Genomic DNA, 14,740 nt, shown 5'->3' on the forward strand with positions numbered 1-14,740 from the left:
TGCCACTCACGACTAATAGGTGGAAATCGTATGGACGCCCTGAATCCGAATGCAAACCGCGGCTGGCGGCACGAACGGGGAGAGGCGTCGCTATCAGATGTCTATCGCACCGTCGGAACCGGGCGTCATAGCTCAAGGTGGCGGCGGGCGGCAGCTTTTGCCGGACCCGGCTACATGGTCGCCGTCGGTTACATGGATCCCGGCAACTGGGCGACTTCGCTCGCCGGCGGCTCGAAATTCGGCTATGCGCTGCTCACCGTCGCGCTGCTTTCCAACCTGATGGCGATCGTGCTGCAATCGCTCTGCGCGCGCCTGGCGATCGCGTCCGGCCGCGACCTGGCGCAGGCCTGCCGCGACGCCTATCCGAAATGGGTTTCGGTGCCGCTCTGGGCCTTTGCCGAAATCGCGATCATTGCCACCGACATCGCCGAGGTGATCGGCACGGCGATCGGCCTCAACCTCTTGATGGGCATCCCGCTCGAACTTGGCGTGCTGATCACCGCGCTCGACGTCTTCGTCATTCTCTTCCTGCAAAAGCTCGGTTTCCGCTGGGTGGAAGCCTTCATCATCGCGCTGCTCGGCGTCATCGCGATCTGCTTCGGCGTGCAGATCCTGCTGGCCGATCCGCAGTGGGGCGCCGTCGTCACCGGCTTCTTCCCGACGACGGAGATCGTCACCAATCCTGAGATGCTTTATCTGGCGCTCGGCATTCTCGGCGCGACCGTCATGCCGCACAATCTCTATCTTCACTCCGGCATCGTGCAGACACGGGCCTATGGCCATACGGTTCCCGAAAAGAAAGAGGCGCTGACCTATGCGACGATCGACTCGACGGTCGCTCTCTGCTTCGCGCTGCTGATCAACGCCTCGATCCTGATCCTGGCGGCTGCCGCCTTCAATGCGCATGGCAGGACCGATGTCGTCGAACTCGGCGAGGCGCATTCGCTGCTGTCGCCGCTGCTCGGTCTCGCCATCGCGCCGACATTGTTCGGCATCGCGCTTCTCTGCTGCGGCCTCAACTCGACGGTGACGGCGACGCTTGCCGGCCAGATCGTCATGGAAGGTTTCCTGAAAATCAAGCTGCCGCCATGGATGCGCCGGCTGATAACCCGCGCCATCGCCATCGTGCCGGCGGCGATCGTCACCATCTGGTATGGCGACCAGGGCACGGCGCAGCTTTTGATCCTGACACAGGTAGTGCTCAGCCTGCAGCTTTCCTTCGCCGTCTTCCCGCTCGTCATGTTCACCGCCAACAAGGCCAAAATGGGCGAACTCGTGGCGCCGCGCTGGCTGAGCGGCATCGCCTATCTGATCGCGGTTGTAATTGCCGGCCTGAACGTCAAGCTGCTTTTCGACTTCGTCACCGGCTAGCTGCTGGGGATCGAAGCCTGGCATAGGCGGCCCGGCCATTGTTGAAATCGTCGACGAGAGGGGAGAACTTGTGGCTCCCCTCTTCGTGCATGATGAGGGCCGCGCGCAGCGACAACCGCGCCCGCGATCCCTTGATCGCGGTCACCAGGATACGCACGGCGTTTTCACCCTGTCGCGGATGGATTGCGGTGATCTCGATGCCGCCGAAGCGCCGGCCGCAGGCATCGATGATCTCGGCGATCGATTGGGGTCTGGCGATCAGCGACAATTGCCCGCCCGGGATCATGACCGCACCCGCCGTGCGGATCCAGCTTTCGAACAGGCCGTCGGTCATCGCATGGGCTTCGGCTTTCAACGCATCCGGCGTGCGCCGATCGCCCACATGGTTGAAGGGCGGGTTCATGATGACGTGGTGGAAACTCTCATCGATGAGGCCGGCATCGTTGCGTGCTCTGGCGGTCAGCGTCACATCGGCTTCGACGACGCTGACGCGGGTAGCAAGATGGGCGTTTTCAGGCAGCAGGATGCTGCGGCGGGCGTAATCGGCCATTTCGGCCGAGCGCTCGAACAGCACCACCTCAGCATCGGCAAGCCGCGAGGCGACGGCAAGGCCGGCAGCACCAGCGCCGGCGCCGAGGTCGGCGACCTTGACCGGACGGTCGTCGGCAACGAGGGCGGCGAGCAGCATCGCATCCATGCCGGCGCGATGGCCCCTGCCCCTCGGCTGCACCAGGTGGAAGGCGCCGCGATGGAAGGCATCGATGGTTTCGGCGGGCTCCCCGGTCATCCTCCGCTCACGTCCTGTCGCGCAATTCGTCGCCGAGGCCGGCGTCGATCAGGATGCGGCGGGCCTGATCGGCCATCTCCTCATCCACGAGCAGGCGGCGCGGCAGCATGCCGAGCGAACCTTCCAGCACGCTCATGCCCTGATCGGCGATGAAGCAGTGTATTCCGGCATCCTTCATCAAGCTCTCGGCAAAGGAGAGCAGAACAGCGTCGTTGGCGCGGATAAGTTCATGCATTTGCCGTCGTTTTCCTTCCAATTTCGCCTTGCGCGACAATTCACCCCTTGCCGCGTCCATCGCCCCTTTCTATTGTCAGATGCAAAGAATGAACAGGAGTCCGGGTCGTTGGGCGTGGTCATACCGCTTGAAGAAAGCAAAAACAAACTGGCATCCATCAAGCCATTGGTCGATCTCACCAGGGCGGACATGGAGCGGGTGAACCAGCTCATTCTGTCCAAGGCCGGCTCCGACGTGCAGATGATCCCCGAAGTGGCGAACCATCTGATATCGTCCGGCGGCAAGCGGCTGCGGCCGATGCTGACGCTGGCGGCCGCCTCGCTGTTCGACTACCGGGGCGAAAACCACGTCAAGCTCGCCACCTCGGTCGAGTTCATGCACACCGCAACGCTGCTGCATGACGACGTCGTCGACGAAAGCGACCTGCGCCGCGGCAAATCGACAGCGCGGATGATCTGGGGCAACCAGGCAAGCGTGCTGGTCGGCGACTTCCTGCTCGGCCAGGCCTTCCGCATGATGGTCGATGTCGGCTCGCTCGATGCGCTCGACGTCCTGTCTTCCGCCGCCTGCATCATTGCCGAAGGCGAGGTGCTGCAGCTTTCCGTCGCCAAGAACATGGAGACGACGGAGGACGACTATCTCTCCGTCATCCGCGCCAAGACGGCGGCGTTGTTTGCCGCCGCCGCCGAAGTCGGGCCGATCGTCGCCGAGGCCGGCAAATCCGGCCGCAACGCGCTGAAATCCTACGGCATGAATCTGGGGCTCGCCTTCCAGCTGGTCGACGATGCGCTCGATTACGGCGGCAAGGCGGCCGATCTCGGCAAGAATGTCGGCGACGATTTCCGCGAGGGCAAGATCACCCTGCCGGTCATTCTCGCCTATCGCCGCGGCACCGAAGACGAACGCGCCTTCTGGCGCGATGCGATCGAAGCCGGCAACAGCACCGACGCCAACCTCGAAAAAGCGCTGGGGCTGATCACCAAATACGGCACGCTCGCCGACACGATCGGCCGGGCGATTCATTACGGCACGATCGCACGGGACGCGCTGGCGCCGCTGCCCGATACCGTATGGAAATCCTCCCTGATGGAAGTGATCGACTTCTGCATCGAGCGCGTCAATTGATCAAACGTCCTTGATCTTAGGCTGAATTTCTTGCGGCGCCGCTTCAAAAAAGCCATCCTGTTATGAATCAGTGAACACAACTGGTTTTGCGACCGGCACCATTGTCGGGACGCTGTCGAAGAAAGGTTTCCTAATGCGGCAGAGATTTGCCATCCGTCTTCTTACGAGCGCAGCGCTTGCCGCTGTCCTTTCGCTCAGCGGTGTCGGCGGCGCGAATGCCGAGGATGCGGCCAAGCCGAGCGATGTGGCGAAGACCGATAGCTTCGATGCCGATAGCGTTACCACCTTCTCCGGCGCCTTCCTTGCGGCGCGCACGGCCGATGTCGATCATGACTACGAGACGGCGATCGAACTCTACAAGAAGGCGCTGCAGATTGAGCCCGGCAATCCCGAGATCCGCCAGCGGCTGATGATCTCGCTGCTGCTCAATGGCGACATCAAGGACGGCGTCAAATATGCCAACGACCTGAAGGGCGATCCGTCCGTCGAGCGCATTACCACGATCGTGCGCGGCATGGATGCCGTGCGCCGTGATGACTACAAGACGGCCGAGAGCATTCTCAAATATAACGGGCCGAACGATCTCGACCGGATGATGAACGACCTGCTGCTCGCCTGGGCCCGCGTCGGCGCAGGCCGCGGCAAGGAAGCGCTCGCCATGGTCGAGAAGATGAAGGGGCCGGACTGGGTCCGCATCTTCCAGAATTACAATGCCGGGGCAATCGCCATCGCCACCGGCGACGTGAAATCGGCCCGGAAGCATCTGAACGATGCCGTGCTCGACAAGGAGGGAGGTGCGACGGCACCCGACACCTTCATGCGCGCAGTGATGGCGCTGGCCCGTCTCGAAGCGACACAAGGCAATAAGCAGAAGGCGCTCGACGCCGTTTCCGTCGGCGACAATCTGCTGCCGAACTACGCGCCGCTGAACGCGCTGCGCGACAGTATCGGAAAAGACGAGAAGCAGGAGCAACAGGTCAAGACGGCCGAAGAAGGCGCTGCCGGCGTACTGTTCTCGGTCGGCGGGGCGCTGAACCGCGATGGCGCCGAGGACATCGTTTCGCTTTACCTGCAGACCGCCAATGCGCTCGACCCGAACAGCGCCGATACGCTGGTGCTGCTCGGCGGCATCGCCGAGAAGCAGAACCAGATGGATCGCGCCATCGCGCTTTACAAGAAGGTGCCGGAGAATTCGCCGATGCGGCGGATCTCCGAGCTGCAGCTCGGCCTTGCCCTAGCCCAGGGCGGCAAGGTGGACGAAGCGCGCAAGCACCTGCAGGCGCTGATCGCTTCCGACCCGAAGGATATCCGCAGCTATCTCGCCTATGGCAGCGTGCTCTCCGACGCCAAGGACTACGAGGCGATGGCCGCCAATTACGACAAGGCGGTCGACGCGATCGGCCCCATTCCCGGCCGCGCCAACTGGAGCGTCTTCTTCCAGCGCGGCATCGCCTATGAACGGCTGAAGAAGTGGGACCAGGCGGAACCGAACTTTCGCAAGGCCCTCGAACTCAATCCCGACCAGCCGCAGGTGCTGAACTATCTCGGCTATTCCTGGATCGACATGAACCGGAACCTCGACGAAGGTCTCGGCATGATCAAGAAGGCCGTCGACCTTCGCCCCGACGACGGCTACATCATCGATTCGCTCGGCTGGGCCTATTTCCGCCTCAACCGTTTCGACGATGCCGTCGACGAGCTGGAGCGGGCCGCCCAGATCAAGGCCGGCGACGCGACGATCAACGACCATCTGGGTGACGCCTACTGGCGCGTCGGCCGCAAGCTTGAGGCCGTCTATCAGTGGAACCGGGCGCTCGCCTCCGAGCCAGAAGCAGCCGAGATCCCGAAGATCAAGGACAAGGTCGCCAATGGCCTGCCTGCCGTCAGCGACGATGCCAAGGCGGCCGACAAGAAGCAGCCGGATCCGGCCCCGGTCACGCCGCCGCCGGTCGACAAGAAATCCTGACGGGCGACAAACATGCCTGAAGCAGGCCTGGCCGAGGCGTTCGGCGTCACCGAAGAGGCGCGCGCGAAGATCAATCTCGCCTTGCATGTGACGGGCCAGCGGGCAGATGGCTATCATCTGCTTGATATGCTGGTAACCTTTGCCGATTGCGGCGACCGGCTGGGCTTCCTGCCTGCCCAAGTCGACGCCTTCACCCTGTCGGGCCGCTTCGGCGAGATGCTTGCCGGCGAAGGCGGCACCAATCTGGTGCTGCGGGCACGCGATCTCCTGCGCGAGCAGTTCGGCGCCCTCGCCTTCCCCGTCCATATCCACCTGCAAAAGAACCTGCCTGTTGCCTCCGGCATCGGCGGCGGCTCGGCCGATGCGGCCGCGACATTGCGCGGGCTGATGCGGCTCTGGGGCATGAGCCTGCCGGTGGAGGCGCTTGCCAGCCTGGCGCTGAAGCTCGGCGCCGACGTGCCGATGTGCCTTGAAAGCCGGCCGCTGATCGCCCGTGGCATCGGTGAGGAGATCGAGGCCGTGGCTGATCTGCCGGCCTTTGCCATGGTGCTTGCCAATCCGCTGAAGGGTGTTGCGACGCCCGAGGTGTTCCGCCGGCTGACGACAAAGAACAACGCGGCCCTGAGCCTCGCAACCGGTGTATCCGGGAGTGCCGGCTGGCTGGCAGTCATCGATGCCGCCCGCAACGATCTGGAACCGCCGGCGCGCCAGCTCGTGCCTGAGATTGCAGTCATCTCTGAGATGCTGCAGACCCGCGGCGCGCTTTTGACCCGCATGTCCGGCTCCGGCGCTACCTGTTTCGGGATCTTTGCCAACATGGCTGAGGCGCAAGAAGCGGCTGCAGCCCTTCACGACGAGCGGCCCGACTGGTATTTCCAGGCGACGGAAACGGTTTCGGGAGGCATGTGATGGCAGGTCTGGACGAGAAGCGGCCCTTCATCGCCGTCGGTATTGCGGTTCTCACCGTCTCGGATACGCGCACGCGGGAGACGGACAAGTCAGGCGACACGCTGGCGGCGCGAATCACCGAGGCGGGCCACCGGCTGGTCGACCGGGCGATCGTGCCGGATGATCGCGAGAAAATCGCCGCCCGGGTGAAGGCCTGGACCGAGCTGGATGAGATCGACGTCGTCATCACCTCAGGGGGCACCGGCTTTACCGGCCGCGATGTGACGCCCGAAGCGCTGGAGCCCTTGTTCGAAAAGCGCATGGACGGCTTTTCCGCCGTCTTCCACCGCATCTCCTACGACAAGATCGGCACGGCGACGATCCAGTCTCGCGCCACGGCGGGCGTTGCCAACGCCACTTTCATCTTCGCGCTGCCGGGGTCGCCCGGCGCCTGCCGGGATGCCTGGGACGGCATTTTGAAAGCACAGCTCGACTACCGCAGCCTGCCGTGCAATTTCGTCGAGATCATGCCGCGTCTGGACGAACACCTGAAACGCGGCGCGATGAAATAGGCTACCGAACCCGGCTCGCTATGTGGCAAGGCCCGGCAGAGTGGGCATCGTTTCCCAGCTGTCAACCGACAGCAGGATGCAGCTTATGCCGTGAACATCCGTGACGACGAGCGTCCAGGTGCCGCTTTCGGCGGCATAGACCTCAAGAACGGCGTTCTCGTTGACCAGTCCGACCGCTGTCAGCTTTTCGGCGAAATTCTTGTCCAGGAAATTGACGACCTCGGATCGGCCTGCGCAACTGAGCATCGTCTGCGATGCTGCCGAATGCGGATGCGCGATCACCAATGTCGGCAATATGACGGCCAGCAGGCCGTAGAGCATATTGCGTACCATGACGCACCTCCTTCCGCCGGGAACCCGGCAGAAGAGGAGATTGTCGCCGACCTGTTCTGCCGTCCACCGGCATCCATGGCCATCCGTTGCGAAGCGAGGCGCTTCGGCGGCGCCATGGAAGAATTATAGCGCAAAATCCGATTGGGCGCCATCTTTTGCGCGATGGTGGGTTGCAATCGCCGACGTTATTGCGGGACCAGCCCCTCATCCGGCTGCGGCCACCTTCTCCCCGCTTGCGGGGCGAAGGGGATATGCCGCAACCTCTCCGTTCCCCGCTAACGTCTCGCAGGGCACGTCCCCTCTCCCCGTTCTTCACGGGGAGAAGACGTTTTCGGCGCCAACCAGATATGCGCGGTCAAGCCCAGCTCAAGATTGAGAGCGAAATCGTCTACCGAGCGGCGCGCGCCACCCAGGAAGGAATCAATTCACTGGCGAGCTTGCGCGGCTTCTGGCCCTTGGCGAATTCGGCAAGGGCCATGCCGCTTTGGGCGGCGGCGAGCGCCTGGTTCTTCGGCATCAGCAGACCGAGTTCCAACGGCGGCGCGGCGCGACCGATGCGCTTCAGAAACGGGCGCCGGTAGCCGCGCGAGGCGGTGAAGCGCGCCGGCAGCTTGTTCAGCGCCATATATTCGGCGATCTCGTCGATCCAGCCGGCCTGAGGCCGCGCGCCGGGCTCGACGAAGAGCAGCCATTCGCCGCGGGCGGAGCGGACGATGTCCTTGATATCCCAGTGCAAATAAAACCGGCAGCCAGCGGCGTCGGCGACCCGCGAGCTGCCGTCGCGCGAGCCGTGATCGAGCACGACCACATCGCTGACCAGCCCCTCTACCGCGCCTGCCACCAATACCGATAAAGTCTGGGCCAGCTCAGTTTCCTGATCCTGACATTCGAGAACAACCGTCAACATCGCCCATTCATAATGCGCCGTACAAATTATTGCCAGCGGCGTTTTCCGCATTTTGTTCTTGCATTGTTCTTGTTTTGCGGATAGGAATTTAATCATCAAAACGGGCGGAAGCGATGGCTTTTGCCGCGGGAGAATCCGATGAGAGAGCAGTCCTTGGCAGGGCAGGCCGCATTCGCGCCTGCCAATACGGCAGATATTGCCGATGCGATGATCGTGTCCTCCGGGCTGCGGATCGAGGTCGATCGGCGCCGTGGGCGCGGGGCGGGATTGAACCCGACAGGCAGGTTCGAGGCGCTGCAGCGCGAGACCTTCGACGATGGCTGGCAGACGCTGGAAGAGCTGCCGCCGTTCAAGACGGACGTGCAGATCGAGAAGCCGCGCACGGCCATTACCCGCAACGAATCGCCTGACATTGGCTTCGACCGCTCGATCAATCCCTATCGCGGCTGCGAGCATGGCTGCATCTATTGTTTCGCCCGGCCGACGCACGCCTATATGGGGCTTTCGGCGGGGCTTGATTTCGAGACGAAGCTCTTCGCCAAGCCGGATGCGGCAAAACTGCTGGAACGGGAACTTGCCAAGCCGGGCTACAAGGTGCGGGCGATCGCAATCGGCACCAATACCGACCCCTATCAGCCGATCGAAAAGGAATGGCGCATCATGCGCGGTATTCTCGAGGTCTTGAACAAGGCGAACCACCCGGTATCGATCGTGACCAAGTCAGCGATGATCCTGCGGGATCTCGACATTCTGCGGGAGATGGCGGCGAAGAACCTGGTGCGCGTCGGCATCTCGGTCACCACGCTCGACCGCAAGCTTGCCCGGACGATGGAGCCGCGCGCCGCCACGCCGCCGCGCCGGCTGGAGACCATTCACACACTGTCGGAAGCCGGCATCCAGACGGCTGTGATGGCTGCACCGCTGATCCCGGCGCTGAACGATCACGAGCTGGAGCGCATCCTCGAATCGGCCAAGGCTGCCGGCGCTGCCGAGGCGAGTTATGTCATCCTGAGACTGCCGCTCGAGGTCAGCCCGCTCTTCCGCGACTGGCTGCTGCAGCATTATCCCGATCGTTACCGGCATGTGATGTCGCTGGTGCGCTCGATGCGCGGCGGCAAGGATTACGATGCCGAATTCGGCAAGCGCATGAAGGGCGCCGGTCCCTATGCCTGGCAGATCGCCCGACGCTTTGAAATGGCCGCCAGGCGTTTCGGCCTGACGCGGCGCGGCATGCCGCTGCGCGACGATCTGTTCGTGCCGCCCGATGGCAGCGGCGTGCAGCTGTCGCTGCTCTAGGCTTTGTCTTACGCAATTCTTGGCTTCTCGCTTTGTCTGGAATTGCTTTTTGACTTTTTACGCAATTCCGGACGGAAAACCGTGCCGCACTTTTCCCGGAATTGCTTCAAGCTTGCGCATCGGCTGCTCAGAAAAACCGCCCTGTTTTCGAGCCCCGAGCGCAATTCCCGCGGATGGCACTGACCGCCACCATCCGCCGGACCCGGTCCCCGACCGCCGCCCTGATCGGGGACTTGCGGGCAATCGGGTTGGCGTGCGAGGCTCAGCCGCATGAAACCTCGCACGCCACCCGATTCTCCCCAGCTGTTCCAAGCGGTTCCCCTCGTGCCGGATTTCCGGCTGGAGCTCAAAGCCCGCAAGGCCGGCCACTGGCCGGTCGCCGGCGCCGACGAGGCCGGCCGCGGGCCGCTCGCCGGGCCGGTCGTTGCTGCCGCCGTCATCCTCGACCCGAAGCGCATCCCGGAGGGGCTGAACGATTCCAAGCAGCTTTCGGCGCAACGGCGCGAGGAGCTGTTCGTGCAGATCCTGGCGACCGCCACCGTCTCGATCGCCTCCTCCAGCTCGACACGTATCGACGAGACGGATATCCGTAAGGCGAGCCTCGACGCCATGCGCCGCGCCATCTGCAGCCTCGCCATCCCGGCAAGCTACGTGCTGACCGACGGGCTCGACGTGCCGCCCGGCCTCGATTGCCCCGGACAGGCTGTCGTCAAGGGCGATGCCCGTTCGGTCTCGATCGCCGCCGCCTCGATCGTCGCCAAGGTCACACGCGACCGGATGATGGCGCGCGCCCATCACGTCTTTCCGGATTACGGCTTTGCCGCTCATGTCGGCTACGGCACGGCGCAGCACCGCGCCGGCATCGAAAAACTAGGCCCCTGCTCCCTGCACCGGATGAGCTTTCGGCCGCTGCGCAAGGTCGAGGACGGTCCTGAGATGGACGAGCTGATCTCGGAATAGGTCTGGACTCCAGACTGCCGAGAGCTGCTTTAGGCCCCCTCCCCAACCGGACAGGCTCGGATTTCATAAAAGGAACTATCAACAAGAAAAGGCCGGGACATGCCCGGCCTTTTGCTCATTTCATTCGATACTGCTCAGTTGAGCCGCGTCTTGACCTGGCCGACGGCGTTGCCGAAGAGCTCGGACTGGACCTTGGCGTCGGCCTGCTTGGCGAGCACCGTTTCGGCAGCCGCGATCGCGAGATCGACGGCGGCGGAACGGACCGCCTTCATCGCTTCGGCCTCGGCCTGCTTGATCTTCTGCTCGGAAAGCGCCGTTCGGTTGGCGACGAATTCTTCCGTCTTCTTCTTTGCTTCGGCGGTTAGCATTTCGGCTTCGCGCTCAGCGGCGGCAACGATGTGGGCCGCTTCGGCTTCGGCTTCCTTGCGCTTGCGCTGGTATTCGGCCAGCAGGTGCTGGGCCTCCTCGCGCAGGCGCTTGGCTTCGGCCAATTCGTTGCGGATCTGATCGGCGCGGTCGTCGAGCGACCGTGCCATCATGCCCGGAACCTTCAGGTAAACGACCAGCGCCAGGAACAGGACGAGGCCGACAAAGGCGAAGAAAGTTGCGTCTAAGGCAAATTCCATCGATCAAGCCTCCTTCTTGGCGGCTGCGACGGCAGCGGCGACATCGGCCTTGGCGACGGTGCCGCCGATCAGTTGATCGACCACGGCAGCCGCGGTTTCCTCGGCAATGGTGCCGACATCGGCAAAAGCCTTCGCCTTGATTTCGCCGATGCGGAGCTCGGCAGCCTTAATCTTTTCAGACAGGCTCGCCTCGACAGCGCGGCGATCCTCTTCGGCCTTGGCCTTGGCGGCGTCGCGTGCGGCGGAGCCGATCGCGTTGGATTTGGCGCGGGCAGCAGCCAGTTCACCTTCATAGGTCTGAACAGCAGCGTCGGCTTCCGCCTTCAGGCGGCCCGCTTCTTCCAGATCCTGGGAAATGCGCGTATGACGCTGGTCGAGGATCGCCCCGATACGCGGCGCGATGACCTTTTGCATGAGCAAATAGAAGACGGTGAACGTGATCACCAGCCAGAGCAGCTGGGACGCGAAGGTCGTCGAATCGAAAGGCGGGAAAGGGCCACGGGCGTGCTCGCCGCCGGCAACACCAGTCTCGGTATGGACCTCGCCTGCGGCCGGAGCGGCATGCGCATCCGTACCCGTCGCTGCCGCCGGTGCTTCTTCAGCGTAAGCCGGGGTCACAAAAAACATTCTCACCTCCAGGTGGACTGCAAATGCAAAGGATCACGGCTTGCGGTGGCAGGCCGTGATCCATCTATTCGCCGATATCAGACGGCGAAGAGGAGGAGGAGAGCGACGAGCAGCGAGAAGATGCCCAGAGCTTCCGTAACGGCGAAGCCGAATACCAGACGGCCGAACTGGCTGTCAGCGGCAGACGGATTGCGCAGTGCGCCGGAGAGGTAGCTGCCGAAAATATTGCCGAGGCCGAGAGCCGTACCGGCCATACCAAAGCAAGCCAGGCCTGCACCGATGTACTTTGCTGCTTCCGCTTCCATGTTGAACTCCTTTGAAATGGTTGTTGCGGCGAATGACTGACGCCCTATGACGTCGATGTCGTTATCCTTAGTGCCCGCCCGGATGGATTGCGTCGTTTAGGTACATGCAAGTGAGCACCGCAAAGACGTAAGCTTGGAGGAAGGCGACGAGGAACTCGAGACCGGTCAGCGCGACGGTCATGATGAGGGGAAGAACGGCGCCGCCGACACCGACTGCACCAAGGGCTCCAAGCGAGGCGACGAAGCCTGCGAACACCTTCAGCGTAATGTGACCGGCGAGCATATTTGCGAAAAGACGAACGGACAGTGAAATCGGGCGGGACAGGAACGAAATGATTTCGATCGAGACGACCAGCGGCAGCAGGATACCCGGGACCCCCGAGGGCACGAAGACATTCAGGAAGTGGAAGCCATGCTTATAGAAGCCGTAGACGAGAACTGTGCCGATGACGAGGATCGCTAGTGCGAAAGTGACGATGATTTGGCTGGTGATCGTGAAAAAATACGGGAACATGCCAAGCAGGTTCGCCGTCAACACGAACATGAAGAGCGAGAAGACCAGCGGGAAGAACTTCATTCCCTGCTTTCCCGCGCCTTCCTTCAACATGTTGGCGATGAATTCATAGGACATTTCCGCAACCGACTGCGAACGGCCAGGTACGATGGCGCGGTTCGAGGTTGCGAAATAGAGGAAGCCTACGGCCACGGCGGCCGAAGCGACCATGAAGAGCGATGCATTGGTGAACGAGAAATCAATCCCGCCGATTTCGATCGGCACAATCTTGAAGATCTGGAACTGATGAGTCGGATCGTTGGACACCGCTTGTTCTCTCTCTTTGGCCCGCAGGACGCGGGGTCATTGCACTGGACCGGGACCGGTCCTTACTTCTTGTCGTCCTTATCGTCCAGAGGATGGGCCACCACCCCCGCAGAACGCAGCACGTTCAGAACGCCGGCACAGAATCCGAGAAGCAGAAGAACAATCATCCCCCAAGGCGCCGTGCCAACAAAACGGTCGAAGACATAGCCAAGGACAGCACCGACGACGATTGCGGAAATGAACTCGCTGGAAAGCTTCATCGCCTGGGCATAACCTTTGCGGCTTACCTCGGAACGGGCTTCGCTTGCCTCTTCCACTTTCGCCTCCACGCGCTTGGTCGCGAGTTTCGCTTCCAGTTGCGCACGGCGCTTCTCAAGACTTTCTTCGCGGTCATCCGCCATGGATCTCTCCTCGCCTGCCCGTCGCCCGCACTCCCGCTACCCCGGTCATTCGGACCCCGGACGCGAAGGTTGAAACCCTTCCGGCCCGTTCTGAAGTCGCGCGCAACATAGTTTTAGGGATTGGTATAGTCAAGGCGTAGGCAGCTTCTGTCCAGCCATAAAATAGTTTTGTCAAATCAAAGAGATAAGTCGTTTCTGGGTCGATCTGTTAAATTCGATGGAAAGAATCCGCTTTTCAGCCCGGCAAATCCGCTTGCCCGAGCGAATTATCTCAGCTCCAGCCGCCGCCATAGGTGCGATAGAAGACGTGAAGACCGATGCGGCCGACCTTTTCCATGGTCTTTGCCCATTTCGGCCTGACATAGACGGCATGGTAATGCGTCGCCGAGCCCACCTGCGGCAGCCAGATCTTACCTGATGTCACCGCCATCGCCACATCGCGGGCCATCCGCCAGTGATATTCCGAGTTCACCCTGTCCTTGATGCTGTCGCAGGCGAAGGAAAACTGGCAGCGGTTGCGCCAGTCCTCGTTCTGGTAGACGACGCCGCAGATGGTTTTCGGATAGGACGGGTTGCGGACGCGGTTGAGGATGACCTGGGCGACGGCCGCCTGGCCCTTCACCGATTCTCCCCGCGCCTCGAAATAGATGCCGGAGGCAAGGCACTGCTGCTCGCGGGCGGAAAAGACGCTCGGCGACAATATGCTGGCGGCCCAGGCATGGTCGCGCGGGCCGATCTGCGGGACGAAGCGGCCGCTATCCTGCTCGGTCAGAATGGAATCGAAAGGCGATTGGCGGGAATAGTCGGGCGCCGCCGGCCCATAGGCCGTGGCCAGGACATCGGCCTTGTCGCTGGTGACGAGGCTTGCGAGCATTGCCGGCACGCCACTATCGGTCACCACCGGCTGCTTCTTATAGAAAGAAGTGGCGATCTCGATTTCCTTGCCTTGGATCTTCGGCTTGACGAAAGCCGACCTGTCCTTGAGATCGAAACTCGGGGTGAAGAGCATCCTGGTGCGCTCGAGGATCGAACCGGCGGAAAAATCCTTGGGCGGCTGCATCTTCTCGACGGCGACAACGCGGCCTTTCTTGGTGCCGCGGTTGACGCGATCCTCGTCGGGCGTGTCCTCGTGGCCTTTTTCCTTGGTGAAAGCCACCTTGCGGCCATCGGGAAGCACCATGCCGGCACCCGACGAGATCGAGCCCGTCACCGCCGGATCGGAAAAGGCAAGTTCGGCCTGATGGATCGAGCCGGCAGGCGAATTGGTCAGCACCATTCGCCAGCTCTCCCCCTCCCGATCGAGACCGGCGAGCATGGCGGCGAGATCCGCATGAGACGCGACGCTCGGGAAGATCAGCCAGCCGGCGAGCCCGAAGATTGCGGGCGACACCCAATTCTCGGGAAGAAGACGCAGCTTGCTACGGGAAGAGCTCTTTCGACGCAACACCAACTCCGGGCATGGAACGCGGGAACATTCCATCGAAAATCTCTCATTAACCTTGACGTCGGGTTAACGGGGCG

17 protein-coding genes are annotated in these 14,740 nt (G+C 62.3%); 7 read left to right on the top strand and 10 right to left on the bottom strand.

Annotated elements, in window-relative coordinates; all coding sequences use genetic code 11:
- Positions 1 to 30 precede the first annotated feature (30 nt).
- The gene (locus FHX03_RS02850) at positions 31 to 1,371 is read left to right on the top strand and encodes an Nramp family divalent metal transporter (RefSeq protein ID WP_097624037.1); all 1,341 of its coding nucleotides are present in this window, start codon (positions 31 to 33) and stop codon (positions 1,369 to 1,371) included.
- On the opposite strand, the gene FHX03_RS02855 is transcribed toward FHX03_RS02850, so the two are convergent.
- The gene (locus FHX03_RS02855; protein WP_183852533.1) at positions 1,361 to 2,158 is read right to left on the bottom strand and encodes a tRNA1(Val) (adenine(37)-N6)-methyltransferase; all 798 of its coding nucleotides are present in this window, start codon (positions 2,156 to 2,158) and stop codon (positions 1,361 to 1,363) included. The genes FHX03_RS02850 and FHX03_RS02855 overlap by 11 nt on opposite strands.
- A gap of 7 nt (positions 2,159 to 2,165) precedes the next feature.
- Positions 2,166 to 2,393: a DUF2007 domain-containing protein gene (locus FHX03_RS02860; protein WP_012556751.1), complete on the bottom strand. Its 228-nt coding sequence runs from the start codon at positions 2,391 to 2,393 to the stop codon at positions 2,166 to 2,168.
- Positions 2,394 to 2,501: 108 nt separating this feature from the next.
- On the opposite strand from FHX03_RS02860, the gene FHX03_RS02865 reads away from it, so the two are divergent.
- The 4 genes from FHX03_RS02865 (at position 2,502) to moaB (ending at position 6,944) form a co-directional block, all read left to right on the top strand.
- Entirely contained in the window at positions 2,502 to 3,518 is a 1,017-nt protein-coding gene (locus tag FHX03_RS02865) for a polyprenyl synthetase family protein (RefSeq protein ID WP_097624035.1), read from the top strand.
- 133 nt (positions 3,519 to 3,651) lie between these two features.
- Complete coding sequence (locus FHX03_RS02870; RefSeq protein ID WP_183852535.1) at positions 3,652 to 5,484, top strand: tetratricopeptide repeat protein; 1,833 nt, start codon at positions 3,652 to 3,654, stop codon at positions 5,482 to 5,484.
- Positions 5,485 to 5,496: 12 nt separating this feature from the next.
- Entirely contained in the window at positions 5,497 to 6,393 is an 897-nt protein-coding gene (locus FHX03_RS02875) for a 4-(cytidine 5'-diphospho)-2-C-methyl-D-erythritol kinase (protein WP_183852537.1), read from the top strand.
- Positions 6,393 to 6,944, top strand: coding sequence for a molybdenum cofactor biosynthesis protein B (gene moaB / locus FHX03_RS02880; protein ID WP_097624032.1), 552 nt, complete (start codon positions 6,393 to 6,395; stop codon positions 6,942 to 6,944). The genes FHX03_RS02875 and moaB overlap by 1 nt, the downstream gene beginning before the upstream one ends.
- An 18-nt stretch (positions 6,945 to 6,962) precedes the next feature.
- On the opposite strand, the gene FHX03_RS02885 is transcribed toward moaB, so the two are convergent.
- Complete coding sequence (locus tag FHX03_RS02885; RefSeq protein WP_183852539.1) at positions 6,963 to 7,277, bottom strand: hypothetical protein; 315 nt, start codon at positions 7,275 to 7,277, stop codon at positions 6,963 to 6,965.
- Between the two features lie 388 nt (positions 7,278 to 7,665).
- Positions 7,666 to 8,184, bottom strand: a complete 519-nt coding sequence (locus tag FHX03_RS02890; protein ID WP_097624176.1) for a glycosyl transferase — start codon at positions 8,182 to 8,184, stop codon at positions 7,666 to 7,668.
- 138 nt (positions 8,185 to 8,322) lie between these two features.
- Between FHX03_RS02890 and FHX03_RS02895 the strand changes: the two genes are divergently transcribed.
- Both FHX03_RS02895 and FHX03_RS02900 read left to right on the top strand, forming a co-directional pair.
- Positions 8,323 to 9,480 carry a PA0069 family radical SAM protein gene (locus FHX03_RS02895; RefSeq protein WP_183852541.1) on the top strand — a complete coding sequence of 386 codons (1,158 nt, stop codon included), beginning with the start codon at positions 8,323 to 8,325 and terminating at the stop codon, positions 9,478 to 9,480.
- A gap of 270 nt (positions 9,481 to 9,750) precedes the next feature.
- Positions 9,751 to 10,440, top strand: coding sequence for a ribonuclease HII (locus FHX03_RS02900; RefSeq protein WP_003588235.1), 690 nt, complete (start codon positions 9,751 to 9,753; stop codon positions 10,438 to 10,440).
- Positions 10,441 to 10,574: 134 nt separating this feature from the next.
- Here FHX03_RS02900 and FHX03_RS02905 read toward each other — a convergent pair whose 3' ends face one another.
- From FHX03_RS02905 to FHX03_RS02930, 6 genes are all read right to left on the bottom strand, one after another.
- On the bottom strand, positions 10,575 to 11,066 hold the full coding sequence (locus FHX03_RS02905) for a F0F1 ATP synthase subunit B (protein WP_049735971.1): 492 nt from the start codon (positions 11,064 to 11,066) through the stop codon (positions 10,575 to 10,577).
- Positions 11,067 to 11,069: 3 nt separating this feature from the next.
- Positions 11,070 to 11,693, bottom strand: coding sequence for a F0F1 ATP synthase subunit B (locus FHX03_RS02910; RefSeq protein ID WP_097624027.1), 624 nt, complete (start codon positions 11,691 to 11,693; stop codon positions 11,070 to 11,072).
- 77 nt (positions 11,694 to 11,770) lie between these two features.
- Positions 11,771 to 11,998, bottom strand: coding sequence for a F0F1 ATP synthase subunit C (locus FHX03_RS02915; RefSeq protein WP_003545854.1), 228 nt, complete (start codon positions 11,996 to 11,998; stop codon positions 11,771 to 11,773).
- A 67-nt stretch (positions 11,999 to 12,065) separates the two neighbouring features.
- Positions 12,066 to 12,818: a F0F1 ATP synthase subunit A gene (locus tag FHX03_RS02920; protein ID WP_097624026.1), complete on the bottom strand. Its 753-nt coding sequence runs from the start codon at positions 12,816 to 12,818 to the stop codon at positions 12,066 to 12,068.
- Between the two features lie 62 nt (positions 12,819 to 12,880).
- On the bottom strand, positions 12,881 to 13,219 hold the full coding sequence (locus FHX03_RS02925; protein ID WP_097624025.1) for an AtpZ/AtpI family protein: 339 nt from the start codon (positions 13,217 to 13,219) through the stop codon (positions 12,881 to 12,883).
- Positions 13,220 to 13,490: 271 nt separating this feature from the next.
- Positions 13,491 to 14,699 carry a cell wall hydrolase gene (locus tag FHX03_RS02930; protein ID WP_183852543.1) on the bottom strand — a complete coding sequence of 403 codons (1,209 nt, stop codon included), beginning with the start codon at positions 14,697 to 14,699 and terminating at the stop codon, positions 13,491 to 13,493.
- Positions 14,700 to 14,740: the final 41 nt, after the last annotated feature.

Origin of the sequence: Rhizobium sp. BK456, from assembly GCF_014194045.1 — a bacterium.
GTDB lineage: Bacteria > Pseudomonadota > Alphaproteobacteria > Rhizobiales > Rhizobiaceae > Rhizobium > Rhizobium redzepovicii.